The following is a 26,774-nucleotide window of genomic DNA, read 5'->3' on the forward strand; positions in this document are numbered from 1 at the left end:
ATGAAATCATCTAATATTAATATGATGTGTATAATTAATGTTTTTATTTTAAAATATAATAATCATTGAGATGTAAATCACGGAAATCTATACTTTTTCATTGCTAATATTCCGCATCAAATTATCTATCTGGTTTTTTTATTTTAATTCTAAAAAGAGACTTAATTGTTTTATAAATTATAAATAACAAGCAAATGGAGAGTTTTATGTCTTTATTTAAAAAGGGTATTATTGCCTTATCTATTAATATTGCATTAGTATCTTCAGCTTTAGCCTGTACAACGTTATTAGCGGGAAGTGAAGCAACAAATGATGGTTCGTTGATTATTGCTCGTAGCGCAGATAGCGATGCATTAAAAGCACAACATTTTGTTATTCATCCAGCTAAAACGAATCAAACGGGTATTTACAGTACCAAAGAGCATAACGGTGCTAATAATTTTACATATCCATTGCCTAAGAATTCATTACGCTATACCACTGTACCGAATTGGAAAACGCAACTCCATGGTGCCACAGGGTTTAATGAATTAGGTGTGGGTGTCAGTGGCACTGAATCTATTTTTGCTTCACCTAAGGCACTCGCTTTTGATCCCTATGTTGAAGAGACTGGAATTACTGAAGATGATATTCCAGATGTACTACTTTCAAGAGCAAAAACAGCTCGTGAAGCAGTGGAATTATTAGGAAGCATTATTGAAAAACAAGGTGCCGGTGAAGGATTTGGTGTTGCTGTTGTTGATAAAAATGAGCTTTGGTATTTAGAAACTGGAACAGGGCATCATTGGATTGCACAAAAATTACCTAAAGATAAATACTTTGCAACAGGAAACCAAGGGCGACTACAACACTATGATACTAACAGTAATGATGTATTAGGATCTAAAAATCTAGTGGAATTTGCTGTTGAGAAAGGGCTTTATAATCCTAAAAAAGAAGGCGAGTTTAATTTTTCAAAAGCATATACTCGGGATGACGAACGAGATCGTACTTATAATGATCCGCGAGTATGGGTTATTCAGCAGCAATTTAATCCATCATTAAAACAGGCTGTGGATGATGGTCGCAATTTTGCACCTTTATTAACACCAGAAAAAAAAGTCTCTGTTGAAGAAGCTAAAGCGATGTTACGCAATCACTTTGAAGGAACAGAGCATGATCCATATAGCAATGGAGTAAATGGCAAAGAACCATGGCGCCCAATTAGCGTATTTAGAACTTATGAAGCCCATGTGATGCAAGTCCGCCCTGAACTGCCTCAAGAAATAGGTGAAGTCACTTATGTCGGATTAGGTATGGCGGATTTAACTGCATTTGTTCCCTATTACAGTGGATTGAAAACTTATCCGCAACACTATGGGATCGGTACGAATAACGCAGATAGTGATTCTATTTATTGGAAATATCGTAAATTACAGACATTAGTGATGACAGACTATCCAAAACTTGCACCAATAGTGAAGAAGGCCTATCAAGAATGGGAAGATAAAACCGCATTAGAGCAAAAAGAAATGGAAGCTAACTATCTCAAAATGGTGCAAACAGATAAAGTTGGTGCAGATAAAATGCTTAACGAGTTTAATCTACGAGTCATGGCTGATGCTGAAAAATTAACTGAAAATTTAATGAATGAAGTGTTTACAATAAGAACAAAAGATATTCAAGACGATATTTTCTTTGCAAATAAATCTAAAAAAGACTAGTTGAAACTTCTTATTTGAAATACAACTTAAATAAAAGATCCCAGTTCATTTTTTGGGATCTTTTCAATTTGGGTTAATTAAAGAACAGGAATGTAGTAACTTATTTGTTTTAAGTATTGTTCACTTTGCTCAAGTAATTTATCGTAACTTACCGATTGTTTTAGTGTATATTGTTCAATATCAGGACCGGGTCTACGTAATAAATTCATTTTAGGTAATACTTTAGTATATACGGTGTAAATAATGTCATCGTAACCAGTTAGTGAGCCTAAAATTTCATCCATATGAAAAGTAATTGCTAAATATTTACCACTCGGTAATTCTAATTGTGACATTGCTGATAGATTAGATGTTGTTGATAATTTTTCTTTATCAACAGCGGTACTATAAATGTACATTGTATCTTCTAATGTACTCGCAGATGCTCGATGCATTGCATATAGTTCTGTGGGTATTGTATTCACATCCTTCAAAAATTTACGCCAAAATTCTTTTCTAAATTTTTTCTTGTCTGAATTCCACGTTGAAACGGGTTTGTTGTATTGATGAGACATACCCGCTAATTTTAGGGAAGGAAAGGTAATTATTTCATATTTAGCGCTCAGTTCGACAGTTTCTAGAGCTGGAAAAATCAGTTCACTAATATCCCAACCTGGCTTTTTTCTGTATTCGGAAGGCGTGATATTAAACTGTTTTTTAAATGCGCGGCAAAATGTTTGTTGAGAATCAAACCGATATTTCAATGAGATATCCAGCAGGCTACAACGTGTTATGCGTAAAGCGTAAGCACCACAAGATAAACGGCGGGCGAGTATGTATTTTCCTAAAGATATTCCTGTATATGCTTTAAATAAGCGCTGAAAGTGCCATTTTGTATAGCCTGATTTTTCAGCAACAATATCTAGTGATAAGTGTGAATCAAGATTTTGCTCAATCCAAACAATAATATCTTTAACAACATTCTCTTGGAGCATGAAAATTCCTATTATTTTTCTTTATCGATATTTTTCAACAAGATCGACTTTATTTATTGAACTACAATAAATTTATAGGTACTAGGATAATAGCATATCGTATAGTGATAATTACATTGAATAAAGTAAAATAGGCAGGCAATAATGTAAAGTTATGTATTGCAATTTATTTGAATTTAACTAAAAACTGTATTTTGACTCAACCATCAATGATTGATTATTTTTTATTAAAACATTCATATATGTTTTTAGACTTAAGAAAATGCGGAGATATCCTATTTTATCTTTAAAAGATAAAATCTAGTCTAATTTTATTAGTAAAATCTTATTTGGCTATTTTAGGAGATGTAAATGAATAAGTTATTTTCTATTTCTGCTATTGCTTTAGTTTCTTTATTAATAACAGCTCCTGCTTTGGCGGCTAAAACGGATACTTATAACTGTGAAGGTCAAAAAATTAGAGTTTCTTTTCCTACTGAACAACTCGCTGTTATGTATTACAACAATGAAATTATTGTTTTAAAAGAAGCCATTGCGGCTAGTGGCGCTCGTTATGTCGGTGAGAATTTTCAAATTTGGGGTAAAGGAAAAGGTGAGTTTAATTTAGCTACAATTTCAGAAGATGATGCAGTTAATGGACGTTTTGCTGAAGATAAAGGGCGCACTTGTGAATTAGTAAAATAAGGTAAAACTTAGTCATAAATAAAGAAGAGGACAATTTATTGTCCTTTTTTATAAGAAAAAGATTAAGTAAATATAATAATTTAAAGTAACAATAACGAGTATAGAAAAAATAATAACACATTTTTTATCACATAAATTAGATGGTCATAAAAAAATAAATCAGTTATAAATAGAGTCTTATTGTGATTTTTAAAGGTTTTTTATGATTATTGAATATACATCTAAACATACTTGTCACTTATCTAAAATAGAGAAAGAAATACTGTATTCCTTATTAACAGAAAGTTTTGGTGGTGATTTTTCATTAGACGATTTTCAACACGCATTAGGTGGCATGCATATATTTGCTTATGATCAAGAAAAGATAGTAGGGCATGTTGCTGTAGTTCAAAGAAATATGGCGATTGATAATAATCCTATTGTAGTGGGATATGTTGAGGCAATGGCTGTTTTGAAGGATTATCGTCGACAAGGAATAGGTAAAGAGTTAATGATCCAAGCAAATGGTATTATCAAATCGTGTTATCAGCTTGGACTACTCTCTGCTTCAGAAGAGGGTGTACCACTATATTCTCTATTAGGATGGCATAAATGGAAAGGTAAGCTCTTTGAATTAAATCAAGGTGTTTATAAACAAACAGAAGGAGATGATGAAGGAATTATGGCATTAAGCATTCTAAATGAAATAGATTTAACTTCGTCACTATATTGTGATTTTCGTTGTGGGGATCAATGGTAGGTCTCTTACTTATTATGACAAATTCGATTATACTCATAGAAAGTCGTGTGAAATTTATTTATTTTTAAAAACAAAAATAAATTTTAGTTTATTTATCTGTAACGAAAAAATTATTGCGAGTTTATATGAAATCTTACCCTTAGCTTGTCTTAACATTAGTTTTTAAAAGCAAAATTTAGAAATAATAGACATTGCTATCTAAATTGGCAGGCAATGTATTATCAAAAATTAATAAAAGACAAAACCTAATGAAAATTAAAAACTCAAGAAAATATAATGTATCATTACCAGATAATAGAATTTTAACGTGGTATGAATCAGGTCCAGAACAAGGTAAACCCGTATTATTTTGTACTGGTGCTGGTATGAGTGGTTTATTAGGCGTAAATATTGACCTTTTAAATAAGCTGAATATTCGGTTGATTATCCCCAGTCGTCCAGGGTTAGGCGATTCCACTTTTGATCCTCAAAAGTCGTTAAAATCTTTTTCTAAAGATATTTCATTTTTATTAGACCATCTTCGTATTAAAAGTATTAATGTAATGGGGTTTTCACAAGGCGCTGTTTTTGCTATGGCCCTTTGTGTTTATTGTCATGTTGATAAATTACTTATTGTCGCAGGACAAGATCAATTCGATTACCCAGCTACACAAAATAAGCTACCAGATGATGTTGTTAATATGCAACGTCAAGCTGTGGGTTCACCTGATTCTTTAGCCAGTTGGATTAAGCAAAATATAACAGCAAAGTGGTTAATGGATTTTATTCTAAATTACAGTGCTGATGTTGATTTGGCTATTTATAAATCAATTGATTTTCTGCCAGTTTATCAAGAATGTATGGCTGAAGCTTTTAAACAAGGCAATGAGGGATACACTCAAGATTTGCTGATTGCGATGCAACCTTGGGGATTTTCACCTGAAGAAATAAAGACACCAACAACCTTATGGTATGGAATGAAAGATACCAGTACAGTTCATTCTCCAGACTTTGGGGATTTATTGTTTCAACGCTTTCCTAACGCTGAACGGCGTTTATGGCCAGAAGAAGGTGGTTCACTTCTATGGGCGAAAACAGAAGAAATTTTATCAGAACTCGCTGATTAAGATGATGTAGTACATTAATGATAAAGTAGATACTGTTTATCTTAAAAAATAACAGTATCTGCTTTTTTATTCATGTTCTTAAATTAAAATAATGGGATAGGTAAAATAGATAATTATTTTTATCTTATAATTATTTTCTAATTTGGTATTCGAAAAAAATTATTCAAAATAAAAATGAAAATAATTTGCTATAAAATGAATTATATGACTTAATAGCGCTACTGGTTTGGAAGTACAGACCTATTTATGTTAGTGCAGTTTTAAGTAGTTCACCGTTTAGCGTTATCCCTGATACCTCTTCGTTGCGAATTCCTTCAAATAGTTACCATAAGTAAAAATCCGAAATCAAACCGCAAACTATGCCTTATGGCTAAATAATTAATTAAAGGAAATCTTATGTCTAATACAATGACTGGTACAGTAAAATGGTTTAACGATGATAAAGGTTTTGGCTTTATCACTCCTAAAGACGGTAGCAAAGACGTATTCGTACACTTTTCAGCGATCCAAAGCGATAGCTTCAAATCACTGAAAGAAGGTCAAGAAGTTTCATTTTCTATCGAAAATGGCGCTAAAGGCCCAGCAGCAGCGAATGTAATCGCTCTGTAATTTACTGAGCTATTATTACTGTATACATTTTGCTTATTGCAATATCAATATAAGTAATCGTGAAAAAACCTCACTTCGGTGGGGTTTTTTTATAGAGATTTCTAGTGCTGTTTAAAATTGAAGCCTATTTATTAAAGTGTATAAAAATAGGTTTATTAAAGTTATGTAAGTTTTTAATCTAATTTATCCTAAATTTTAGAAAGCTATTTGCTTTAATACTTAATAATTTTTACAAGAAAATAAATTAATAGATAAATAAGTTATTATAATGGCAGAATAAAGGCATCAAGATATTGCCTTCTCGATCAAAAGAAAGAAAAAAAATTTATTAAAATGAAAAGATATCAGATAAATCATAAAAATAATTTAAGATAAAAATTAAATTAATAATTAATGACTTATTCTAAATAATTACTGTCTAATTCAATATGACTTAAATGCTTTTAGTTCCTAAAGGACAAACTTGTGTACGCTAAAAATGTTTTTACATTACATCTATTACATCCAAAATATTTTTTAACTTGGTTTGGTATTTTTATTCTCTTTTTATTAGTACAACTCCCTTATTCTTGGTTGCTTTTTTTAGGTAAACATCTTGGGTTGTTATCTCGTTTCTTTGTCAAAAGAAGAGTCTCGATAATAAAGAAAAATTTAGAATTATGTTTCCCTAATAAAGATAAAAATGAAATTAACAAGCTTGTTATGGATAATTTATCATCACTCGGTGTTGCATTATTTGAAACAGGCATGGCGTGGTTTTGGAGTGATCGCCGATTAAAAAATCTCTTTGAAGTACAGGGGATTTCCAATTTTACTGACGCAAATGATAAAAATGCTGGAATTTTATTAATTGGTATACACACTATGTCACTAGAGTTGGGTGGACGCATTATGGGACTTTGTTTTCCTGTGAATGCGATGTATAGGCCACATAATAATAAAGCGATGGAGTTTATCCAAACTAAAGCAAGATGCCGATCAGATAAAGGTATGATAGATAGACGTAACTTAAAGTTTATGGTGATGGAGTTAAAAAAAGGGAAAGCAATTTGGTTTGCGCCTGACCAAGACTTTGGTTTAAAAGGTACAACATTTTCTCCATTTTTTTCTGTTGAAAAAACATCAACCTCAAAAGGTGTTGCTATATTAGCAAAATTATCAGGAGCACCTTCTTTGACTGTTACTTTGGTTAGAAATGAAAATCAAAACAACAAAAAATACAGTTTAATTATTGGTAAAGAACTGAATAATTATCCTTCTGAAGATATTCAAAATGACACGGATAGGATGAATAAATTAATAGAAACAGAAATTATGCGAGCTCCAGATCAATATCTATGGGCTCACCGTCGTTTTAAAACTCGACCAGCAGGTGAAGCCAGTTTTTATAATTAATTATTAATGTATTGTATAAAAAAGACCAATACATGATGTATTGGTCACAGTAAATACTGGAAGCAATGTGAGCAATGTCGTTGTGAAAAGCCAAGTAAAATACTTAACTACTCACAATGTAAAGGATAATCATTATCATTTAACTTGTCAACCTCAAGATTTGTATGGAATTAGAAAAAAGAATAGAGGGACAAAGTAAAGATAATAAGATAAAAAGATAAAAATTTTAATAAATAAGTTAAAAATAGAGTTAGCAGATATAGAAGTAAACTATATCTGCTTAATATATTATAACCATAATAGAAAGTATCATTTATATAGTAATGAATTCTAATTTTTGGAAAATATATACTCGTTATTTAATTGAGATTAATCTTTATTAAAAAATTAATATTTTAAAGTTATGATATTAATTATACATAATATCCATTATTCCTACATTTTCTTTGATCCAATTTATGCTCATTGAGCCTTTATTTTTACTCAATTGAGTATTGAATATTTTATTGGGTTCAATTTTATGTAAAGTTTCTTCCATTTCAGTACCATTCCAACAATTTGTTTTAAAAGTATTGTCTACTGAGTTGGTGATACAATTTCCATCTACAATTGAACCTGTAAATGTAATTGTTCCTGAGCCGATTACTTTATTATTATTTGCCATGGTTGGAGCTGATAATAAAAATGATAAACACATTCCGATAATTAAAAATTTTTTCATTCTATATTCCTAAAATATTTTTTATTTGATTGAATTTTTGATTTGATATTTTTGTACAATGAATAAATATCTTCGTATCGAGTTGATGAAAGGAATATTAGAGGAAAAAAATATATCAATCTGTAAAAAATATTGATGGTTAATGACAGTTATATAAAGGTTTATGAATGATTTCATGGTTTTCTTATTGTCGTACTGTTAATTTAAATTGATTGATTTGTTTGTATTTATTTGAAATAAAACAAATAAATACATCTTTGATTATTTTTGTTAATAAGTTAATGTTTTTTGATATTAGTTAAATTACTTAATTTTGTAATGATACATTTTGTCGTTAAAATAGAAAACTGATGAAATGAGTAATTTCAGAGTTCCAAAAATCTTGTCAAAGTATTACTAAGAAACAGCGATTAAGAAGAAAAAAACATCTTTATTTGATGATTTTGAGTGGATAAGCTAGGGCGCTGAAATAGCGAACATTTAGTGATGAGAAAGAATAATGTAAAAAAATCCCCGCACGGGGCGGGGGAAATTAAATATCTATCAGTGATGAAATACTGAAACCAATAATAAGGGAAAAAAATATATCAATCTGTAACAAACTTTTTAAAAAAATAATAAGAATAAGTTCAGTATTAGCGTGGCTTTCTAAATAAGTACATAAATTACTATTTGAGTTTTTATTTAGCTATTTGATTTTATTTGATTTTTAATTTAACAAAGAGAGTAAATAATCCAAACTAAAGTTATCATTAGTCTAATGATAACGTGGTTGTTTTAAGATCTTTGATAGTGATAGCTAGATACAACATTATTATCTTGCGTTAAATTCACTATAAACTATTTTGGCTTCAATAAGATGATAGTGTTTTGAAGGAAGCTATATTCTTCACTCACTTAGCGAAAAACGCCGTAAACCCTCGCCCAGTGCGGGTGGGGATATAAGGTGAAAAGCCCGCAGGGCTTTAAAGATCAATCAGGCGTTGACTGGCTCTGAACGTAGGCTCTGAGTGTTTCAATCGTTGCCCCTCCAGAGCTACAGACAAAGTACGACCTTGACCACAAAAGTCCTGTTTTACTTTGCGTCCGTAAATGTGTGTTTTGCTGGCGCAGCAGGCGCGACGATACTGATTTCAGATTGTTGACCATCACACTGACCGCCAGTTTTGGCGGGTAAGCAACCAGCAGATGCACATGGTCAGGCTCTCCGTCCATCTCAATAATTTCGCATTCAAGTTTTGCCGCAGCGGAGTCAAATGCATCACGCAGTTGAGCGAGCATCAGTCCGTCAAATAGCTTACGTCGATACTTTGTCGTAAAGATCAGATGCACGACCAGTTTACTGACACTGTGCCGCTTTCTGAGGGATCCCGCCAGTAAATCATCATGATTACTCAATTGATATATTGCCCTAACATGTTAAAATAAAAACATTATATCAATGAGCGCTGATGATGTTAAGAGCAACAAAAGTACGCATCTACCCAACACCAGAACAGGCTGAATATCTCAACGCTCAGTTCGGTGCGGTTCGTTTTGCGTACAACAAAGCGCTGCACATCAAGAAAGACGCTTACCAGCGGCACGGCGTAAATTTAAACCCGCGTAAAGACCTTAAACCGCTGCTTGCAGTGGCGAAAAAATCCCGCAGATATGGGTGGCTTAAAGAATATGACTCCATAGCATTGCAGCAGGCGGTGATTAACCTTGACGTGGCTTTCTCCAACTTTTTTAATCCGAAACTAAAAGCCCGTTTTCCCACGTTTAAAAGTAAGCATGGCAGACAATCTAGCTATCATTGTGTCGGGATCAAAGTCATTGATGGCGCGATAAAAATCCCGAAAATCGCACCGATTGAAGCGCGTTTACATCGTGAAATTACGGGGGCGCTGAAAAGTATCACACTGAGCCGCAGCGCAACCGGAAAATACTATGCGTCACTACTCTGTGATGACGGGGTAGAAGCACCGGCAAAGCCAACATTGATATCAAATATCACGGGGCTTGATGTGGGGCTGAGTCATTACGCCATCAAATCAGACGGCAATAAGATTGCTAATCCGCGCCACCTTATCAATGCCAGCCGTCACCTACGTCGAAAACAAAAAGCCTTATCTCGCAAGCAAAAAGGGAGTGCTAATCGCCGTAAAGCCCGAATACAGCTTGCAGGTGTACACGAACGGGTAGCCAATGCCCGTGCTGATTTTCAACACAAACTCTCTCGTGCAATTGTTGACGAAAACCAAGCGGTAATTGTCGAGACACTGAAATCGGCGAATATGATGAAAAACCACTGTCTGGCTCGCGCTATCGGTGATGCAGGCTGGCATGGTTTTATCACAAAGCTGGAATATAAAGCCGCAGAAAAAGGCGTCCATCTGGTAAAACTGGATCAATGGTTTGCCAGTTCGAAAACCTGTCATTGCTGCGGTCATAAAATGTCAGAAATGCCACTACATAAGCGTATCTGGCAATGCCCTGAATGTGGAGTTGAACATGACCGAGATATCAATGCGGCAATCAATATCCGACACAAGGGCATATTGGAATTACACGCGGCGGGACTCGTCGTTTCAGCCCATGGAGACCCGCGTAAATGCGTCGTACAGAGGGTTGCGGTCTGAGAAGTGGGAAGCCTCGCCGTTTACGGCGGGGAGCAGTCACGATGAAATCGAATATGGAATAGTATAGATAAAAAAAGACCAACGCTAGGAGAGTTGGTCAATAAATACTAGAAGCAATGTGAGCAATGTCGTTGTGAAAAACCGAGTAAAACACTCAACTATTCACAAGTTAAAAGATAATCATTATCATTTGTTGTGTCAACCCTACAAAGATTACGGTTACTCTTTATTCACACTAAGGGTCAATAAATAATTCTATTTTACAGAGACTAAAATTAAAATTTTATTATTAATAACAATAAGATCCTGCTTTCTAATTTAGTATTTATTGTATTTTTAACAGTATTTATTTTTTATTTTATTGACTAAATTTTTAAAATACTGGAACGCAAATGTATCGTTTTCTTAACCATAAGTTTTCTCCTTATTAGTGGTAGTTCTAACAATAATAATGACCCTCCTTAATTGCAATCGATAATCATTATTATTTGTGTGGGCGAACAATAAAGTGCTAATAGCTGGTAAATGCTACGATTTATCTGTATTTTTTGTATAAATTTTCTTATCTTCACCCTTTTAAAAAAGTGATAATATGAGCAATAAAAGAAACTGACAGGGAATTCTGGCGATGGCTTATGATTTAACGAAGAGATTAGTCTTAGGACTCTCCTCTAGTGCATTATTTGATTTAGAAGAATCAGATAATATTTTTCGCACGCAAGGGGAGGAAGCTTATCGGAAATATCAGCATAAAATGCAGGATGAGCCTTTGAATAAAGGCGTTGCATTTCCTTTTATTCGTCGGCTTTTGAAGTTAAATAATATTAGACCAGATGATCCGCTCGTTGAAGTTATTTTATTATCCAGAAATGATCCCGATACTGGATTAAGAGTGATGAATTCTATTGAACATTATAAGCTAGGGATCACTCGAGCTGTATTCCTTCAAGGGAAATCGCCTCATATTTATATTCCAGCATTTGATATTGAGTTATTTTTATCAGCTGACCATGACGATGTTTTACAAGCAATTCAGGCAAATTATCCAGCAGGGCAGATATTAGCAGGTCATGTTAATGATGATGATGCCGATGAATTAAGAATTGCGTTCGACTTTGATGGTGTGATTGCTGATGATGAAGCTGAAATTATTTATAAAACTTCAGGTGAGTTGTCTCAATTTCATCATCATGAAGCGAAAATGGTTGATGTACCTCATAATCCTGGACCATTAAAAAAGTTCTTACTGCGTATTTCTGATATTCAAAAATTGGAGTTAGAAAAATTAAAACAAGATCCTACATATATTCCATTACTTAAAATCTCTATTGTTACTGCACGTAATGCACCCTCTCATAAGCGTGTTATTAATACGATGAGAGCATGGGGAATTTCTGTTAATGAAGCCTTTTTTATGGGAGGCGTAGAGAAATCGAATGTATTAAAAATTTTACAACCACATATATTCTTTGACGACCAAAAATTACATTTAAAATCTTCATCTGAATTACCTTCTGTGCATATTCCATTTGGAATAGCGAATAGTAAAATAGATAATAAATAAATTATGTATAATAAACAGGATGCGCGATATTTATATCATACACCTGTTTTTTATTTTGTCTAATATTGCCTTTATTTGAGGTTTTTAATTATTTTATTTATTTTTCATAAAAATAAGAACAAAGTTGGATCTATTTTTATAGAAGTAGTATGGTGTTAGGTGATTTATATATATTATAAATTAATAACATTTTATTTATAATTTATTTCAAGAGCTTATTTAATTAATAAAAAGTAAATGAGGGAAGAAATGGATAATAACCATAGATTTTTTTCTGATGAAGTATGTCCTAAAACTGCATTATATGGTCAATTTTATGGTGATAATCAATATGCTGGACGGGATTATGAAAGAAAAATATATAACGGAAATAAATTTCCAAAAACTAAAAAAGGATTTTATTTTAAAAAGTTAATGAATTTTAAATAACAAAACAACAAGCAAATAATATAGAGTCATTTTAACTAAAAAATAAAGTTGATGATTGCATGGTGATTGTATTTAACTTATTGAAAATAATGGTTTTTTAAATTCAAATACTAATAAGTTAATATTATTATCATAAAGTTTTGAGGTTTTTACTAATGATATTTTGTATTAATCAAATATTATATAAATAATTGATTAAAAATATGCAATCATCAACATTTTATATTATATGCCGTTATCTATTTGCCTCCTGTAAAGTTTCCTACTTATGATAATGAAAGTTGTACCTAGGAATATTATAAATATAATAAGTAAGTTAAATATGGAATAATTATTATCCATAGACAATAAAATCATAAATGAAGGTAATAGGGAGATTAAAAAGAAAATTTTATTATTTTTAACTATTATATATATAATTGAGATAATCAATGATATAAATAAAAAAATAAAGTAAGCAGTGAATAAAGCAACCAAATGCCAACTATTAAGAAAATGAGATGGGACACCTTCTTGATAAAATATCATTATAGATACGATTATCGTCGCTAGAAAACTCGTATAAGTAAATACAACAAGGACAAAGAGATTTGTTTCTATAAAGAATAGATATCTAAGATAGATAACCCTTATAATAATTTCTGTGGTAGAAGAAAAAATTAATATACTTAGAAAAAAGATCAAAAAAGAAAGAAGTGAGAAAGAAATATTTTGAGAATCAATAAGTATAGTCATACTAAGATATAAGGCAACCAGTACAGATAAAAGTGGAGATATAAAAGTCAGTAATTTTTTATCTTTCTTCGTTTTGACTATCATTAATTTAACCTTATTATACTTTTCCTTAAAAGGTTTAGCATATCATTAATACAGTAGTAAGATCTCAATTGGATACGCTCTATTAAGTAATTGAAGTAAAATTGTATCGTAGGCATAAGGCGAGAATTGGACTTTACACAAGGTAAACCTGATGTGAGTTTTACCCCACGTAAATTCCAGACATAAAAAAATCAATCCTAAGCGGTTGGTTTTCTTAATTAAAAATGGTCAGCATGATAGGATTTGAACCTACGACCCCTGACACTCCCATGAAACCGGCTTTCACGCTTCACCTAAATCGTGGCAAGAAATTCATGGTACCGAGATTGAGTTATTAGAGTAAGTTGCCATTTTAGTAATTTCACCAACTAACCCAGCCAATGTGCTGGGTTTTCTGTTTTTATCTACAGATAAAACTTATACTTAAGTAAACTACAATTTTAATATCTTACTTGAGGGTAAGTTAATGTCAGACTGTGTTTATAGTTACACAGCACTCATGAACAAGATAGAGCATATCATCAATAGCAACAGCCTCTAGGGTGATCGGTGCGGAGTTAGAAACTAAGCGATTTGATAAGGCTGGTAAATTAAAAATAAGGAATTACTTGGTGATTAACAATACTATTAAACTATCAATGATATTCGCGGTTATTTTTTCCGTTTCATCCTATGCAGAACCAATCAAAATTGAATGTGAAAGATCGCAGAAGGTGCCGGATGTAGAAGTAGATAAGAAAAAAAGTTTATGGTCGCTAGATTTCGATAATGCAACTTCTGAAGTTGATGATAAAAAGATATTCGTAATAAAATCAGGATCTATTACATGGACGGACCCTTGGGGAAGTGAATACACCTATTTTATTGATGATAATGTTCCGCGTATGAAAGGGTATAGAATAATGCAGACTTATAGTAAAAATGAAAGTAATATTGAGCGTGGCATTAGTTATTTTGAAGAAAAAAAAGTGCTACGAGAAAGCTATCATTACAATGGTGAAGATTTCGCAATCTGGCGCACAGGGTGTGAAATATTTGATCCAGAAATAGATTAGGTGTTTCTTCACATTTCACATAAAGCTAAATAAGATTAACCTTTTCTGTATACCAAACAACTGATTTTAAGAGGTCGCCTAGTGCGGCCTTTTTCTTTATCTAAACACAAGGATCTATTATGCCAAGTACCGCGACTGGTGCCACAGTCGCTGTTATTGCCTCTAAAGATAACAATAAGAAAAAGCTTCTATTATTTATTCTCTCATTTATTACTAGGGCTTTAGTTACTGAGCCTATAGATCAATTAATAAAGCAAAAACTTGATTATGAATTGGGTGGCACTTTAACGGTCATTCTAGTTTCTGCTCTATTTATCTCCGCATTACTGATCATTGCCAAGAGTGAAAGCCTCACTAAAGCAATTTCATGGTTTTCAAAACTGATAGAAAAAAACTTTACCACGATTATCGATGTTTTATCGGGAAAAGGGCGGGATAAGAAATGATCTACCTCTTGGCAATTTGGAACGATAAACAGCTTTTATTGAATTGGGCTAATGTTGTGATCATCACGGCAATAGTGGTTCGATTGTTTTTTGTCAGTACAAATCTAATAGAGATTCATGGGTTGGTACCGTATTGATCATTCTTTGTGTGTGGAAATATCTGAGCTTTTATCGGCTAAATCTATGGCAGGGTTATCGAGTATAGCGAGCAATTTATTTTTATGTGCATTAGTGATTGCCGCTAAAGGTAATGTGATGCAGGTATTTAAGAAGGTAAAACAATGAGGTAAGAATTTTATCCAAAGTAACAGAACTCGAATGCGAAATGGTTTGGCACCAAGGGCTAGATATAAAGATCGTGTTGGAGGGATACGTTCCTTTTAGCTTCACCATATTAAGCCTATTATTGAAGATGGTGGAGTTTATGATATGGATAATATCCGCATTGTTACCCCTAAACGACACATTGATATTCATAGAGGAAAATAATCATGGAACTGAAAAATAGTATCAGTGATTATACTGAAGCTGAGTTTTTAGCTTTTGTAAAAAAATATTTAATGTTGAAAATACATCAGAAAAAGAAGATATAAAAAATATTCTTTTATTTAAGAAATTGACAGAACATCCTGATGGTTCGGATTTAATTTATTACCCTAATGATAATCGAGAAGATAGCCCTGAAGGGGTTGTAAAAGAAGTTAAAGAATGGCGGGCTAAAAATGGTAAGCCTGGATTTAAAAAAGGTTAGTCATTACTCTTGTTAAATTAATCGAGGCCTCTTAACGGAGGCTTTTTATTCCAAATAGGACCTAGAAAAAATTAGAGAGTTAATCAATCTTAACACACTCGCCTTCAATAAAACTCTCTCCATCGAATGACCTCAAAACATGAGTAATCACTCTGTTTTCAAATACTGTACTGAATTTCCATCCGGCAACTTCTTACTTCTCTCGCGATAAAACGCTAGTCGTTCATTAAAGTGCTCGCGTAAATGTGTTGGTTGTTGTCGTTCAACTTCTGAGGCAACAACTGGCATATTGAGGCGTTCTTTATATGCGACACCACTTGCTGCCAAATCGACATTAATCTTGTCTTTTTTTTCTTGAGTTAGTTCAGCAAGATTTTTCATTTGATAAGCTCTATTAATGAAATGGAGGGTAATTATAGCATAAGCATAGGGCGAGGATTGGAACTTAAACAAGGTAAATCTGATGTGGGTTTTACACCAGTATTACACCAGTTTTACACCAAGCAAATTCCAAACATAAAAAAACCAACCGTAATTGGTTGGTTTTCTTAATTAAAAATGGTCGGCATGATAGGATTTGAACCTACGACCCCTGACACCCCATGACAGTGCGCTACCAGGCTGCGCTACATGCCGTTTGTGCCTTGTATATTACTGTTTTTGACTGCTAAAGCAACCCTTTGTTAATTAAGTGGTGTAATTTTATACGTTATTTAATAGTGCTAGCGTTCAATGAAACGCTTTTGCTCAGCCAGAACTTGCAGCAATAATTTTAAATCCGGTTTTGCTGAGCTAATCTCTTGCCCTGATTTATCAAATAAAGCGTACCGACCATGCTTATCTATCAATAAGGTATTATCGGGTAAAAAGACGACAAATGCCTCGTCATCACCTGTAAAAATCCATGGATGATTACGGGTGCTTGCGAATAAATCTTCACCTTGTGAATAGTTATCTGCTGGACTAATGACATGTAAAACATGCTGCATCAAGGTTGTCATAATATCTTGATGGCTTGTCATTCGCTCAATAACCTGTGGCGTCATATTTGGCCAATGTATTATCAATGGTACTTGTGACTGGCTTAAATTAAAGGTGGTCTTATTTGAAAGCCACTGATTAACTTGCTTCTTATTATTGTCTTGATGATAGCTAGAAGTGACAACCACAACCGTATTATCGAGCACTTTGGTTTCTTGTAATGTCTTAAATATTGTCTCTAATTGGTCATTTAATGTGGTGCGTTGCGATGCATTATTGGTATGACCATTAATTTGTAAGAAAGAGAACCAAGGAGCTATTTGGCTGTTTTGGACCAACCAACGATCCCAACTATCAATTGTGGCATTGTTATCACCACTACGTGATGTTGGGAGTGAGAAATCGGATAGCACAGCTTGTTTAAACAATGGTGTTTGAAAACCATTAGTGGAAAACATGGCTAATTGGTAGTTTCGATAACTTAACGCATCGAAAAGTGCAGAGTTTTTTCTGCTACTTAATACACTGTCTAAATAAGACGGTGAAATACCATAAAATAAGCCAAATAATGCTGTATCATTATTAATACCTGATGAATAATGCCTTGAGAAATAAAGATTATCTTGTGCAAATTTTTGCAGACTTGGTAGTTCAGACACTTCTTCGTTACCTAACCCATCAATGACAACCACCAGCAAGTTATAAGAATAGGTATCCTTGGCATAGATTAATGGAGCAAGAGGATAGGTGATACCTTGTGCTGCTGGGTTACCTTCACTGATAACGCGTTGCTCATATTCTGATTGATTAATAAAGCCATGGCGCTCAAGGAATTTACGTGCTGTCATTGGATACGATAATGGTAAATTAGCACGTTGCATGGTGATTGGGCGGTAGAAGTTAGCATCAGCCCAAATAGACATAGAGTGAGATAATATAAAGCAAGTAATAAAGACACCAGCTAATGGTTTACCCCAACGCTGGCGATTTAAGCTGCGTAATTTTTGCCAGCTCCATGTTGCAAAAAGCATTTCAATAAGAAAGATGATGGGAATGCCAATAAAGATAAGTTGCCATTCACGTGCCATTTCGCCTTCATCTGGATTAATTACAAGATCCCAAACAAGTTGAGTCAAATGGAGCTGAAATTGCTGGTAAACGGCGATATCAAAAATAAGGATAGTTAATCCAGCACTGGCAAGGGCGCAGGAGATAACTCTAAGTAGCCGTTGAGAAATTGCTATAAAGGTGAGGGGAAAAAGGATGAGTATATAGATAGCAAAGACAATAAAACTAAAATGTCCCATCCAACTCACAATAGCGTAAAAACGACCAGCAAAAGTTGCAGGCCAATCAGAAATAAACAGGTAACGGCTCCCAAGCAGTAAGCTTAGAATAATATTAAATAGCGCAAACCAGTGACCCCAACTGATCATTTGGGATACTTTTTCACGATAGGACTGAGGTCTCGTTACCATGTCTATAAATAATTTTTCTATGTTTATTAGTGAATATTGCCTTCATCAATTGAAGCACGTAATGCGTGAACAAAAGAATCAGCAATCAGCATCCGTTGAGCAGGGGCAATACTTGTATTAATTAAGTTTGTCACCATGTTCCCCAACACCATCAAAGAAAGATCTGTAGGAGTATGATGTTTTTCAAGAACGCTGACAAGTTCTGCAAGTAATTGCTCAACTTGTTCATCACTATAACGGGATTTTTGTGGCATAAAATCTGAATTCCTACTAAATGTATAAAACGCTATATGTTACCGTATTACTAGGTCTTTTTCCGCTATTAAATTAATTAATTTTCCCTTGATACTGAAAGTAGGGAGTGTTTGAATACGCGCACGGAAAGAGACGCAATAGAAGAGGACGACCATGAGTCTAGATATTAACCAATTAGTTTTGCATCAACTTATTAAGCGAGATGAGCAGACATTAGAAGTTGTGCTACGTGATTCACTCTTAGAAATTGAACCGGTTGTTCAGGAGATGGTTGAAGAGTTGCATCGCGTATATAGTGCAAAAAGTAAAGCTTATGGTCTGTTTAATGAAGAAAGCGAATTAGCAGAAGCGTTACGTTTACAACGTAAAGGTGAAGAGAACTTTTTAGGGTTTTCACGAGCTGCAACTGTGAGACTAAAAGATGAATTGGCAAAATATCCTTTTGCAGAAGGTGGTACGGTTCTATTCTGTCACTATCGCTATTTAGCTGTGGATTACCTTTTAATTGCTGTATTGAGTAGTTGTAACAGTATGTGGGTAAATGACAGCCTTGATGTATCATCGACACGCTATTTAGATATTCCTCATGCAGACATTATTGCTCGTATTGATTTAACTGAGTGGGAAACGGCGCCTGATTCTTTACGTTATTTAACGTTTTTAAAAGGTCGTGTTGGACGTAAGGTCTCTGATTTCTTTATGGATTTTTTAGGTGCTCAAGAAGGTTTAAACGCTAAAATTCAAAATAAAGGTCTCTTACAAGCGGTTGACGATTTTTGTGAAGCATCAGAAATGGGCAAGCAAGAGCGTCAAACTTGTCGTGAGCAAGTATATAGCTACTGTAACGAGCAATTACAATCGGGCGAAGAAATTGCCTTAACAGAGCTTGCTGCAGAATTACCGTCTTTGGGTGATCAAAACTTTGCTCAATTTACGGAAGAGAAGGGTTATGAATTAGCTGAAACATTCCCAGCAGATCGCAGCACGTTGCGTCAACTGATGAAGTACTCAGGAAGTGGTGGTGGATTAACCGTGAATTTTGATGCGAAATTATTAGGAGAGAGAATATTCTGGGATCCAGCAACAGATACGCTCACGATTAAAGGTACTCCGCCTAATTTACGTGATCAGTTACAACGTAGAGCATCAGAAAAATAATTAAGTAGTAGAAACAAATAACGCCACATTAAGTGGCGTTACATGCTCGGCGTCCCGAAAATAAAGCTCGAAGGGTGGCTTATTAAGCGCGCAGGAAGTCGATGTGAGTAATTTTTGGCTTATACTCGTGACGTTGCACTGCTTTAACTTTAACTTTAGTTTCTTTGCCATCGATAACCAGGTTTACGAAATCTGAATAGAATTCTGATTTGTGTTCTTGGTTGATAACTTCGTTGTGATCTAAATCGATAGCGATTGGCTCTTCATTTCCGCCATAAACGATAGCAGGAAAACGGTTAGCCACACGCAGGCGGCGGCTCGCACCCTTACCCTGCTCTTTACGTACAGTTGCATTAATAGTTAACATCTTTTTTCTCTTATAAAAAAGAAAGAAAATACATACTTGTTACAGGCGACCCAGCAACAAGCTCGAGATTTGGTTTATCTAAAAATAGATAAAGCGGGGCGCATTTTAACGAAAAAGTCCCTTAACAGCAAATATAAATCCAGATTAATACAGGGTATTTGCTTTTCGGTAGCGACCGGCATAGTCAAAAATCTTATTTCTTATTTTCCAGAAGTTCTCTTTTTTACCTTTATGAGCCACAATAAAGTCAGGATGACGCAACAAATCGAACTGTTTAATGATGTCGTTGGCATTATGCCAAACGAAAGGAACGCCCGGTGCGCGTTGATGTTCACGTAAAAATTTTACTTCAAAGACTTTTCGTTGAGCTGGTGTTGTTAGTCGAAAACGTTCAGAGACAGAAGTGCCTTCTTCATCGTAATAATTAATTTCTAACCATTCACCTTTAACATCATTTCCTGATTTAAATTGCATCCCACCACAACGCAGAACTAATGCCCCTTTGAGTTTTAATGCCGCTTTGAGCATATCATCAGGATCAACTAAGATCTCATCACAATGAATACAGCGACGTGCTGCAATATCATTTTCTTCATTACAGTGGGGGCATAACTTAAAGCGGAATCGAAATTCACATTGTTGTTTTTGCCCTTTTTTATTGAGTTCCCAGCCTTGGCAACGGCGGCCATAGTGTTCAATGATGTCTCCATCAGTATCTACAATACCCCAAAAGGTATTGGCAAATTGGCAAATTGGGCAAAAAACTTGTACAGGCTGACTATTTGGATTGGGTTTTTTAGTACCGACTTCGGGTAGATAGAGATCATGAGGATTACCAGCATAATCTAAAATGAGACATTCTGTTTTTCCTGCAAATAATCTTAATCCTCGTCCTACAATTTGTTGGTATAAACTCACAGATTCAGTAGGGCGTAAGATAGCAATTAAATCGACATGAGGTGCATCAAAACCGGTTGTTAGTACGGCAACATTAACCATATAACGTAATTTTTGTTGCTTAAAACGGGAAATAAGATCATCACGTTCATAAGATGGTGTATCCGCACTGACTAATGCCGCTTCATCTTGTGGTAAAAGAGAAAGGATCTCTTTTGCATGTTCAACCGTTGCCGCAAATATCATTACACCTCGGCAATTTTTTGCATATTCAACAATTTGAGCAACAATATGAGGTGTAATACGTTTTTGCCTTTTTATTTCACGGTTTAGATCTTCTTCATTAAATATTCCATTTTGACTTGCTCTGACTTGGCTAAAATCATATTGCAATATAGGCATATCTAGACGAGTTGGCGGAACTAAAAAATGATTGCTTATCATATAGCGCAAAGGTAATTCATAGATACAATCACGGAAAAAGCAGTTTTCATCGCCTCTGATCATACCGTGATAATGATATTGATAAATCCAACCCGTCGGTAAACGATAAGGTGTTGCCGTTAATCCTAAGATCCGTAATTGGGGATTAATGGATTGCAATTGCTTAATGACTTGCTGATATTGGCTATCTTCAGACAAACTAATGCGATGGCATTCATCAATAATAAGAAGAGAAAAAGTATCACTAAACTGCGATAAATTACGGGCAACAGATTGCACACTACCAAAAACAACTTTTCTGCTACTCTCTTTTTGTTGCAATCCCGCCGCAAAAATATCCGCAGATAGACCATAGGCCTCATATTTGCTATGGTTCTGTTCTACTAATTCTTTTACGTGTGCTAGCACCAATACACGTCCGCGCGCTCTTTTAGCGAGTTCTGCAATGACTAAACTTTTTCCTGCGCCAGTAGGTAATACAATTACCGCAGGTGTATTGTGTTGGCGAAAATAAGAGATTGTCGCATTAACTGCGTCAAGTTGATAAGGTCTGAGTGTAAAAGCCATAACTTTATATAAGAAATCAAACGGACGGTCAGCGTAACATTTTTTTATGGGGAGCGCGAACAAGGGGGAGTTAAGCGCGTGATAGTTTATTTATAAATTAATTAGTTGTTTTATTGTTAATATTCATTTTTAATAGATGCCTCATATCAGATGGTATTCTTCCATTTTTCAGAGAAATTCATGCGATTAGATAAATTTTTATCCCAGCAATTGGGTATTAGCCGTAGCTTGATCCTTCGTGAATTAAGAGCAGGGCTTGTAACAATTGATGGCGAAATAGTGAAAAGCGGCTCAACCAAAATTGCACCAGAGCAAGAAGTCGCGTATGACGGCAATGTCTTAACTCAAATTTTGGGGCCTCGTTACTTTATGTTGAATAAGCCAATCGGCTATGTCTGTTCAACTGACGATCCTGTTAATCCAACAATTCTCTATTTTATTGATGAACCTTTGGCACATAAGTTACATGCTGCTGGGCGTTTAGATATTGATACAACAGGGCTTGTTTTATTAACGGATAATGGTCAATGGTCACATCGTATTACGGCACCTAAACATCATTGTGAGAAAACCTATCGAGTTACGTTAGAAGAGCCGATTGGAGAGTCTGTTGCCGAACAATTTCAAAAAGGTGTTCAACTCAATGGTGAAAAAAATCTAACAAAACCCGCTATGTTAGAAATTATTACCCCCACAGAAGTCAAACTTACTATTAGTGAAGGCAAATATCACCAAGTAAAACGTATGTTTGCCGCTGTGGGTAATCATGTCAGTGCATTACATCGTGAGCGTATTGGGGATATCACATTAGATGAGACTTTAGCTGAGGGCGAATATCGTCCATTAACAGAAGAAGAGATCAACAGCATTCACCTACCTCAATAATTATTATTTATCCTGTCGTTTTTGGGAGTTTATCTGCGTGCAACAGCAACGTTCGTCGTACCTTAGTCTCATTTTAATACTGGGACTTATTTCCATGCTTATGCCATTGGCTATAGATATGTATTTGCCAAGTTTACCCACGATTGCGCAAGATTTTGGTGTGCCTAGTGGCAAAGTGCAAATGACATTAAGTATCTATATTTTTGGTTTTGCTATTGGGCAATTAGTTTATGGTCCTATGGCTGATAGCTTGGGTCGTAAGCCTGTCATTTTGGGCGGCGTAATTGTTTTTGCTTTTGCCTCTAGTGCATGTGCATTATCTGAATCAATAGATGTGCTAATTGGAATGCGTTTTTTACATGGTTTTGCTGCAGCTGCGGCAAGTGTTGTTATTAATGCATTGATGCGAGATATGTTTTCTAGAGATGACTTCTCTAGAAGTATGTCTTTTGTTGCGCTTGTTATGACGATTGCACCTTTATTAGCGCCACTATTAGGTGCTTGGGTAATGAATTGGTTTTCATGGCATGCTATTTTCTGGAGTATCGCGATAGCTGCAGTAATTGCATCTGCATTAATTGCTTTTTATATTCCAGAAACGTTACCCAAAGAGCGTCGGCAACGCTTTAGTTTAAGAGTGACATTTAGCCAATTTATTAGTCTGTTTAGAACACGTCGTGTCCTTTGCTATATTTTGGCTTCAGGTTTTTCTTTTGCGGGAATGTTTTCATTCCTTAGCGCTGGCCCTTTTGTCTACATCGAACTACATGGTATTCCATTTGATCAATTTGGATTATATTTTGGTTTTAATATCATATTCTTAATTGTGATGACAAGCATTAATGGGCGATATGTTCGTCGATTTGGTGCGTTGAATATGTTACGCCTAGGATTAACGATCCAGTGTTTTATGGGGCTCTTTTTATTGCTGGTGGTCGCGCTTAATCTACATTTCTATTTCCTTGTTGTGGGCGTAGCAATGTATGTGGGAGGGATCGCGATGATCACATCGAATGCGATGGCTGTTATTCTTGATGATTATCCTCATATGGCAGGGACGGTTTCTTCTCTCGCGGGAACCGTGCGTTTTGGTGTTGGTGCGTTAGTTGGAACGGCTATTGCTCTACTACCTGCAAAATCAGAATGGCCAATGGTGAGTTCTATGGCATTCTGTGTACTGTTTGCTATGGGATTTATTTTGCTTGCTCGTCGTTATAAATAAGAATATCACGCTATAAATAGCAGAAATTTATAGCGTGCTCCTCTTTTCCTGTCTTTATTTCCCCTAAAAATGCCATATTTTCCTCTGCTGTATTTCATGAATCGTTTCAAATAAGTGTGATTTTTTGATTTGAATCAATACTTGATGTTGTTATTTTGTTAAATTAAGTAAAATTTATTTTAATAATCATCTGTTGTTGTTTTGTTGATATGAAGTATCGTGATAAAAATTGATGGATTGTTCTACTTGAATGCGTAATATTTTATACAATTATTTTATATGGTTGATAAAATGTTAAATAAATGAAAGAATAATTGAAGAGATTGAGTATTGCAGGCATGAATATCTGCATACACTAAGCTAAATGAATACTTTAATGCGTCTTTTCGCTTTTTTGTAAAGCAATTGTAATATTCATGTTCTACAATTAACAAAGTTTTAATATGCGTGTGAGCAAGTCAGTTCAAACTCGTATTGATGATGTATTAAATTAACGTGTTGATGAAACAGGATTGATTTGTGGATAATGTACAACTTTCGGTAGTTCACAAGCTGCCGCTGAGTTATCGGTGGCTAGCGGGCTTTGCGGGCACAAGAGTAGAAATACTGCCTGAAAATGATGCTGGAAAGCAAAATACGTTGATTGGCTTAAAACTATTAAGTCATGATGGTATGACACTGGATGAAGCAATACAGAATTTGCGTCAGTATCTGAGTAATCTCCATATTGATAGCGTTGTGATTGAATGGGATGGTACGCCTTGTCTTTTCCTTCATAGCGATGATGAATGTGCTGCATTATGTTGCTTAAAAAACGCGGGTGTCGCTATTGCGGAGCCATTTCCAACGGCATATTCTTATTTATAACAGCAAGTTAATGTTACAAACTTAACATAGTTACTGTACGGTTTTATCCAGATCGAGAATATAAAAAAAGCCTCATTTATTAAAATGAGGTTTTTTTTTGCAATAAGATATAAGGGAATTAATTATCTTAATACATTTTTCGAAAGGTTGTTTTCAACAAGTGTTGTGTCATTTTTATCAATAACGCGTCTTGCTGCATAAAAACGTTTATTCCAGTAGGTATTAGACATTTCTGACACGGTTACACCATTGCTGGTGGATGCATGTACAAATTTATCATTACCGATGTAAATTCCAACATGGCGCATAGTACGTCCTGTTTTAAACAGAACGAGATCACCTGCTTGTAATTTTGATTTATTAACCTGAGTACCAGAGAACTGTTGATCTGAGGTTGAGCGAGGGAGTTCTACACCGAATTGGTCAAGAAAGGTTCTTTGTACAAAGGCTGAACAATCGATGCCTTTTTTAGTATCTCCGCCTAGACGATAAGCGACACCTTTCCAGTCTGCATATTGGTCAAGTATCTTAGATTTTATATCGAGATTCTTCACCAATGATTCAAATTCATCTTGTGATGCTTGGGAAATAGATGTGCTTGATGATGTATTAAGTGGGGTAGTGCTTGAATTCGCTAAGCGTGAATTTGCGTTCTGTGAGCTACATGCTGATAGCGTAGCTACAACAATGAACGCCGGTATGAGCTTAAGCATTCTCATATACGGTTTTGTTCTCATTGTGACAGATTTCCCTTACATCCTTACGTGCAGAAGTGCACATGAATCATTCACCAAATAACCAGAGAATATAGTGTAATTTAGCTCTGGCAACCCTATTTCGCGAAAAACGTGCTCTAAAGCACGTAAATATCCACATTAAACAATAAATAATGAGGAAACTAGAAAAGTGTACAGAAAGAGAGACTAAATGGCGAGAGGAAAGATGCTTAATTTACAAAACATTAGATAATAAGGTGCTAATACTTAAAATAGATCTCATTTTGTCATAATAATATCATTTAACTGTTAAAAACTGACCAAAAGAATAAGTGCAATATTACACTTATTCTTTTTTAAAAATGAGTGTGTTTCTCTTTTATTTTTTAAAAGGAAGATATTTTTCTAATTGTCTGACAATAATATCTGATAATGGTGTGATTAATAACCAACTCGTGGTGATTAAAGTTAAAGAAATAGAACCTACTAATACATCTGATGCCCAGTGAGCGCCAGCCATAATCCTTGGTAAGGAAAATACAACCGTAATAATAAGAGCACATAAAAACGAACGAAACGAGAGGTAACGTAATATAAAGCTACAAAAGATGAGTAGCATTAAACCATGATCGCCAGGGAAGCTATCACCTGAGGCATCTTTTGTGGGGATACCTGTTACATCACCGACTCTATGCGCATCTTGAAAATAAAGTGTCGGGCTTGCTCTTTCAATGGGAATATTTTGTCCAATTTGATTAATAAGTACCGCACTTATTACCATCACTAATCCTACAATTATAAGATGGCGTTTACCCATATAATCTTTTTTACGGAATGTATTGTAATAAAGTGCGCCCATCGCGAGCAAAATGACCAAATCGAACTTTCTATTATTGGTATAAGCCACAAAAGAGGCAAAAAAAGTATCAGGTAAAATATGCTGATTAAAAAAATAAAAAATATGGCTGTCAATTGATAGCCAATATCCATGTTGTGCTGGAAGATACCAAGAGAAAAAAATAATTAGACCTGCAAGATTGAGTAAAAAAATAGCCAGTGCTTTTTGGTGAAAATTAGAAAGTTTCATAGTAATAAAATGATAAGTTTGTGTGCATTTAGTGATCTAGATCACAATAATTTTAAATTTGATTATAGGACTATAACCAAAATAAAAAAATAGATCTTTGCAATTTACTGCTCATGCAAATGTTATTCTTTAGTTTCATTTCTGTTAGATTTTTTCATATCCACTTAACTCAAATTTAGAATATTTTTTTTTGATGCTCTTAATTTGAGTATTATATAATTTTTTTCTATT

At 34.4% G+C, this 26,774-nt stretch carries 27 protein-coding genes, 1 tRNA gene and 1 pseudogene; 18 read left to right on the forward strand and 11 right to left on the reverse strand.

Going from position 1 to position 26,774, the window contains the following annotated elements; translation table 11 throughout:
- Positions 1-206 precede the first annotated feature (206 nt).
- Positions 207-1,703 carry a C69 family dipeptidase gene (locus tag SB028_RS07165; protein WP_069368766.1) on the forward strand — a complete coding sequence of 499 codons (1,497 nt, stop codon included), beginning with the start codon at positions 207-209 and terminating at the stop codon, positions 1,701-1,703.
- Positions 1,704-1,780: 77 nt separating this feature from the next.
- Here SB028_RS07165 and SB028_RS07170 read toward each other — a convergent pair whose 3' ends face one another.
- The gene (locus SB028_RS07170) at positions 1,781-2,677 is read right to left on the reverse strand and encodes a helix-turn-helix domain-containing protein (protein WP_069368765.1); all 897 of its coding nucleotides are present in this window, start codon (positions 2,675-2,677) and stop codon (positions 1,781-1,783) included.
- A 351-nt stretch (positions 2,678-3,028) separates the two neighbouring features.
- Between SB028_RS07170 and SB028_RS07175 the strand changes: the two genes are divergently transcribed.
- From SB028_RS07175 to lpxL, 5 genes are all read left to right on the forward strand, one after another.
- Positions 3,029-3,361, forward strand: a complete 333-nt coding sequence (locus tag SB028_RS07175; protein WP_069368764.1) for an MliC family protein — start codon at positions 3,029-3,031, stop codon at positions 3,359-3,361.
- 202 nt (positions 3,362-3,563) lie between these two features.
- Positions 3,564-4,100, forward strand: coding sequence for a GNAT family N-acetyltransferase (locus tag SB028_RS07180; protein ID WP_069368763.1), 537 nt, complete (start codon positions 3,564-3,566; stop codon positions 4,098-4,100).
- A gap of 248 nt (positions 4,101-4,348) precedes the next feature.
- Positions 4,349-5,206: an alpha/beta fold hydrolase gene (locus tag SB028_RS07185; protein ID WP_069368762.1), complete on the forward strand. Its 858-nt coding sequence runs from the start codon at positions 4,349-4,351 to the stop codon at positions 5,204-5,206.
- Positions 5,207-5,602: 396 nt separating this feature from the next.
- Positions 5,603-5,815 carry an RNA chaperone/antiterminator CspA gene (cspA, locus tag SB028_RS07190; protein ID WP_006537332.1) on the forward strand — a complete coding sequence of 71 codons (213 nt, stop codon included), beginning with the start codon at positions 5,603-5,605 and terminating at the stop codon, positions 5,813-5,815.
- A gap of 465 nt (positions 5,816-6,280) precedes the next feature.
- Positions 6,281-7,210, forward strand: coding sequence for an LpxL/LpxP family Kdo(2)-lipid IV(A) lauroyl/palmitoleoyl acyltransferase (gene lpxL / locus SB028_RS07195; protein WP_069368761.1), 930 nt, complete (start codon positions 6,281-6,283; stop codon positions 7,208-7,210).
- Positions 7,211-7,619: 409 nt separating this feature from the next.
- Here the strand turns inward: lpxL and SB028_RS07200 are convergent, their stop codons facing one another.
- The gene (locus SB028_RS07200; RefSeq protein WP_069368760.1) at positions 7,620-7,931 is read right to left on the reverse strand and encodes a hypothetical protein; all 312 of its coding nucleotides are present in this window, start codon (positions 7,929-7,931) and stop codon (positions 7,620-7,622) included.
- A 972-nt stretch (positions 7,932-8,903) separates the two neighbouring features.
- A complete protein-coding gene (gene tnpA / locus SB028_RS07205; protein ID WP_318860032.1) occupies positions 8,904-9,329 on the reverse strand; it encodes an IS200/IS605 family transposase in 426 nt (141 codons plus the stop codon).
- 56 nt (positions 9,330-9,385) lie between these two features.
- Here tnpA and SB028_RS07210 point away from each other — a divergent pair, with 56 nt between their 5' ends.
- From SB028_RS07210 to SB028_RS07240, 8 genes and pseudogenes are all read left to right on the forward strand, one after another.
- A complete protein-coding gene (locus SB028_RS07210) occupies positions 9,386-10,555 on the forward strand; it encodes an RNA-guided endonuclease TnpB family protein (protein ID WP_318860139.1) in 1,170 nt (389 codons plus the stop codon).
- 628 nt (positions 10,556-11,183) lie between these two features.
- Complete coding sequence (locus SB028_RS07215) at positions 11,184-12,119, forward strand: 5'-nucleotidase (protein WP_069368272.1); 936 nt, start codon at positions 11,184-11,186, stop codon at positions 12,117-12,119.
- Between the two features lie 249 nt (positions 12,120-12,368).
- A complete protein-coding gene (locus SB028_RS07220; protein WP_069368273.1) occupies positions 12,369-12,548 on the forward strand; it encodes a hypothetical protein in 180 nt (59 codons plus the stop codon).
- A 1,361-nt stretch (positions 12,549-13,909) separates the two neighbouring features.
- Positions 13,910-14,422, forward strand: coding sequence for a hypothetical protein (locus SB028_RS07225; protein WP_069368275.1), 513 nt, complete (start codon positions 13,910-13,912; stop codon positions 14,420-14,422).
- A gap of 119 nt (positions 14,423-14,541) precedes the next feature.
- Positions 14,542-14,868: a hypothetical protein gene (locus SB028_RS07230; RefSeq protein WP_069368276.1), complete on the forward strand. Its 327-nt coding sequence runs from the start codon at positions 14,542-14,544 to the stop codon at positions 14,866-14,868.
- Between the two features lie 117 nt (positions 14,869-14,985).
- Positions 14,986-15,153 (forward strand): phage holin family protein, encoded by a 168-nt coding sequence (locus tag SB028_RS07235; RefSeq protein WP_139151983.1) that lies wholly within the window; start codon positions 14,986-14,988, stop codon positions 15,151-15,153.
- 108 nt (positions 15,154-15,261) lie between these two features.
- The gene (locus SB028_RS20725; RefSeq protein ID WP_353612773.1) at positions 15,262-15,357 is read left to right on the forward strand and encodes a hypothetical protein; all 96 of its coding nucleotides are present in this window, start codon (positions 15,262-15,264) and stop codon (positions 15,355-15,357) included.
- Between the two features lie 2 nt (positions 15,358-15,359).
- Positions 15,360-15,619, forward strand: a pseudogene (locus SB028_RS07240) (bacteriocin immunity protein).
- Positions 15,620-15,766: 147 nt separating this feature from the next.
- Here SB028_RS07240 and SB028_RS07245 read toward each other — a convergent pair.
- The 4 genes from SB028_RS07245 to SB028_RS07260 form a co-directional block, all read right to left on the reverse strand.
- On the reverse strand, positions 15,767-16,000 hold the full coding sequence (locus tag SB028_RS07245; protein ID WP_069368278.1) for a DNA polymerase III subunit theta: 234 nt from the start codon (positions 15,998-16,000) through the stop codon (positions 15,767-15,769).
- 178 nt (positions 16,001-16,178) lie between these two features.
- Positions 16,179-16,255, reverse strand: a tRNA-Pro gene (locus SB028_RS07250).
- 86 nt (positions 16,256-16,341) lie between these two features.
- The gene (yejM, locus tag SB028_RS07255) at positions 16,342-18,078 is read right to left on the reverse strand and encodes an LPS biosynthesis-modulating metalloenzyme YejM (RefSeq protein WP_069368279.1); all 1,737 of its coding nucleotides are present in this window, start codon (positions 18,076-18,078) and stop codon (positions 16,342-16,344) included.
- A 26-nt stretch (positions 18,079-18,104) separates the two neighbouring features.
- Positions 18,105-18,332, reverse strand: coding sequence for a YejL family protein (locus SB028_RS07260; RefSeq protein ID WP_004247042.1), 228 nt, complete (start codon positions 18,330-18,332; stop codon positions 18,105-18,107).
- Positions 18,333-18,486: 154 nt separating this feature from the next.
- Between SB028_RS07260 and yejK the strand changes: the two genes are divergently transcribed.
- Positions 18,487-19,491, forward strand: a complete 1,005-nt coding sequence (gene yejK, locus SB028_RS07265; RefSeq protein WP_069368280.1) for a nucleoid-associated protein YejK — start codon at positions 18,487-18,489, stop codon at positions 19,489-19,491.
- 82 nt (positions 19,492-19,573) lie between these two features.
- Here the strand turns inward: yejK and rplY are convergent, their stop codons facing one another.
- Both rplY and SB028_RS07275 read right to left on the reverse strand, forming a co-directional pair.
- Positions 19,574-19,858, reverse strand: coding sequence for a 50S ribosomal protein L25 (gene rplY / locus SB028_RS07270; protein WP_006537318.1), 285 nt, complete (start codon positions 19,856-19,858; stop codon positions 19,574-19,576).
- A gap of 144 nt (positions 19,859-20,002) precedes the next feature.
- On the reverse strand, positions 20,003-21,766 hold the full coding sequence (locus tag SB028_RS07275; RefSeq protein WP_069368281.1) for a DEAD/DEAH box helicase: 1,764 nt from the start codon (positions 21,764-21,766) through the stop codon (positions 20,003-20,005).
- A 180-nt stretch (positions 21,767-21,946) separates the two neighbouring features.
- Between SB028_RS07275 and rsuA the strand changes: the two genes are divergently transcribed.
- From rsuA to SB028_RS07290, 3 genes are all read left to right on the forward strand, one after another.
- The gene (rsuA, locus tag SB028_RS07280) at positions 21,947-22,651 is read left to right on the forward strand and encodes a 16S rRNA pseudouridine(516) synthase RsuA (protein WP_069368282.1); all 705 of its coding nucleotides are present in this window, start codon (positions 21,947-21,949) and stop codon (positions 22,649-22,651) included.
- A 37-nt stretch (positions 22,652-22,688) separates the two neighbouring features.
- The gene (locus SB028_RS07285; RefSeq protein WP_069368283.1) at positions 22,689-23,873 is read left to right on the forward strand and encodes a Bcr/CflA family multidrug efflux MFS transporter; all 1,185 of its coding nucleotides are present in this window, start codon (positions 22,689-22,691) and stop codon (positions 23,871-23,873) included.
- 519 nt (positions 23,874-24,392) lie between these two features.
- Positions 24,393-24,740: a YejG family protein gene (locus SB028_RS07290; protein WP_069368284.1), complete on the forward strand. Its 348-nt coding sequence runs from the start codon at positions 24,393-24,395 to the stop codon at positions 24,738-24,740.
- A 122-nt stretch (positions 24,741-24,862) separates the two neighbouring features.
- Here SB028_RS07290 and mepS read toward each other — a convergent pair whose 3' ends face one another.
- Positions 24,863-25,477 carry a bifunctional murein DD-endopeptidase/murein LD-carboxypeptidase gene (gene mepS, locus SB028_RS07295; protein ID WP_069368285.1) on the reverse strand — a complete coding sequence of 205 codons (615 nt, stop codon included), beginning with the start codon at positions 25,475-25,477 and terminating at the stop codon, positions 24,863-24,865.
- Positions 25,478-25,835: 358 nt separating this feature from the next.
- Entirely contained in the window at positions 25,836-26,543 is a 708-nt protein-coding gene (locus SB028_RS07300; RefSeq protein ID WP_069368286.1) for a phosphatase PAP2 family protein, read from the reverse strand.
- Positions 26,544-26,774 lie beyond the last annotated feature (231 nt).

It is taken from the genome of Proteus vulgaris, assembly GCF_033708015.1.
Lineage (GTDB): Bacteria > Pseudomonadota > Gammaproteobacteria > Enterobacterales > Enterobacteriaceae > Proteus.

What these genes read in the sequence shown, in the direction of transcription:
- SB028_RS07170 (WP_069368765.1), bottom strand. Translation starts at nt 2,677, where the DNA reads ATGCTCCAAGAGAATGTTGTTAAAGATATTATTGTTTGGATTGAGCAA.
- rsuA (WP_069368282.1), top strand. Translation starts at nt 21,947, where the DNA reads ATGCGATTAGATAAATTTTTATCCCAGCAATTGGGTATTAGCCGTAGC.
- SB028_RS07165 (WP_069368766.1), top strand. Translation starts at nt 207, where the DNA reads ATGTCTTTATTTAAAAAGGGTATTATTGCCTTATCTATTAATATTGCA.
- yejM (WP_069368279.1), bottom strand. Translation starts at nt 18,078, where the DNA reads ATGGTAACGAGACCTCAGTCCTATCGTGAAAAAGTATCCCAAATGATC.
- SB028_RS07235 (WP_139151983.1), top strand. Translation starts at nt 14,986, where the DNA reads ATGGGTTGGTACCGTATTGATCATTCTTTGTGTGTGGAAATATCTGAG.
- cspA (WP_006537332.1), top strand. Translation starts at nt 5,603, where the DNA reads ATGTCTAATACAATGACTGGTACAGTAAAATGGTTTAACGATGATAAA.
- SB028_RS07220 (WP_069368273.1), top strand. Translation starts at nt 12,369, where the DNA reads ATGGATAATAACCATAGATTTTTTTCTGATGAAGTATGTCCTAAAACT.
- SB028_RS07260 (WP_004247042.1), bottom strand. Translation starts at nt 18,332, where the DNA reads ATGCCACAAAAATCCCGTTATAGTGATGAACAAGTTGAGCAATTACTT.
- SB028_RS07175 (WP_069368764.1), top strand. Translation starts at nt 3,029, where the DNA reads ATGAATAAGTTATTTTCTATTTCTGCTATTGCTTTAGTTTCTTTATTA.
- SB028_RS07180 (WP_069368763.1), top strand. Translation starts at nt 3,564, where the DNA reads ATGATTATTGAATATACATCTAAACATACTTGTCACTTATCTAAAATA.
- mepS (WP_069368285.1), bottom strand. Translation starts at nt 25,477, where the DNA reads ATGAGAACAAAACCGTATATGAGAATGCTTAAGCTCATACCGGCGTTC.
- SB028_RS07300 (WP_069368286.1), bottom strand. Translation starts at nt 26,543, where the DNA reads ATGAAACTTTCTAATTTTCACCAAAAAGCACTGGCTATTTTTTTACTC.
- SB028_RS07185 (WP_069368762.1), top strand. Translation starts at nt 4,349, where the DNA reads ATGAAAATTAAAAACTCAAGAAAATATAATGTATCATTACCAGATAAT.
- SB028_RS07245 (WP_069368278.1), bottom strand. Translation starts at nt 16,000, where the DNA reads ATGAAAAATCTTGCTGAACTAACTCAAGAAAAAAAAGACAAGATTAAT.
- SB028_RS07275 (WP_069368281.1), bottom strand. Translation starts at nt 21,766, where the DNA reads ATGGCTTTTACACTCAGACCTTATCAACTTGACGCAGTTAATGCGACA.
- yejK (WP_069368280.1), top strand. Translation starts at nt 18,487, where the DNA reads ATGAGTCTAGATATTAACCAATTAGTTTTGCATCAACTTATTAAGCGA.
- SB028_RS07200 (WP_069368760.1), bottom strand. Translation starts at nt 7,931, where the DNA reads ATGAAAAAATTTTTAATTATCGGAATGTGTTTATCATTTTTATTATCA.
- rplY (WP_006537318.1), bottom strand. Translation starts at nt 19,858, where the DNA reads ATGTTAACTATTAATGCAACTGTACGTAAAGAGCAGGGTAAGGGTGCG.
- SB028_RS07210 (WP_318860139.1), top strand. Translation starts at nt 9,386, where the DNA reads ATGTTAAGAGCAACAAAAGTACGCATCTACCCAACACCAGAACAGGCT.
- SB028_RS07215 (WP_069368272.1), top strand. Translation starts at nt 11,184, where the DNA reads ATGGCTTATGATTTAACGAAGAGATTAGTCTTAGGACTCTCCTCTAGT.
- SB028_RS07230 (WP_069368276.1), top strand. Translation starts at nt 14,542, where the DNA reads ATGCCAAGTACCGCGACTGGTGCCACAGTCGCTGTTATTGCCTCTAAA.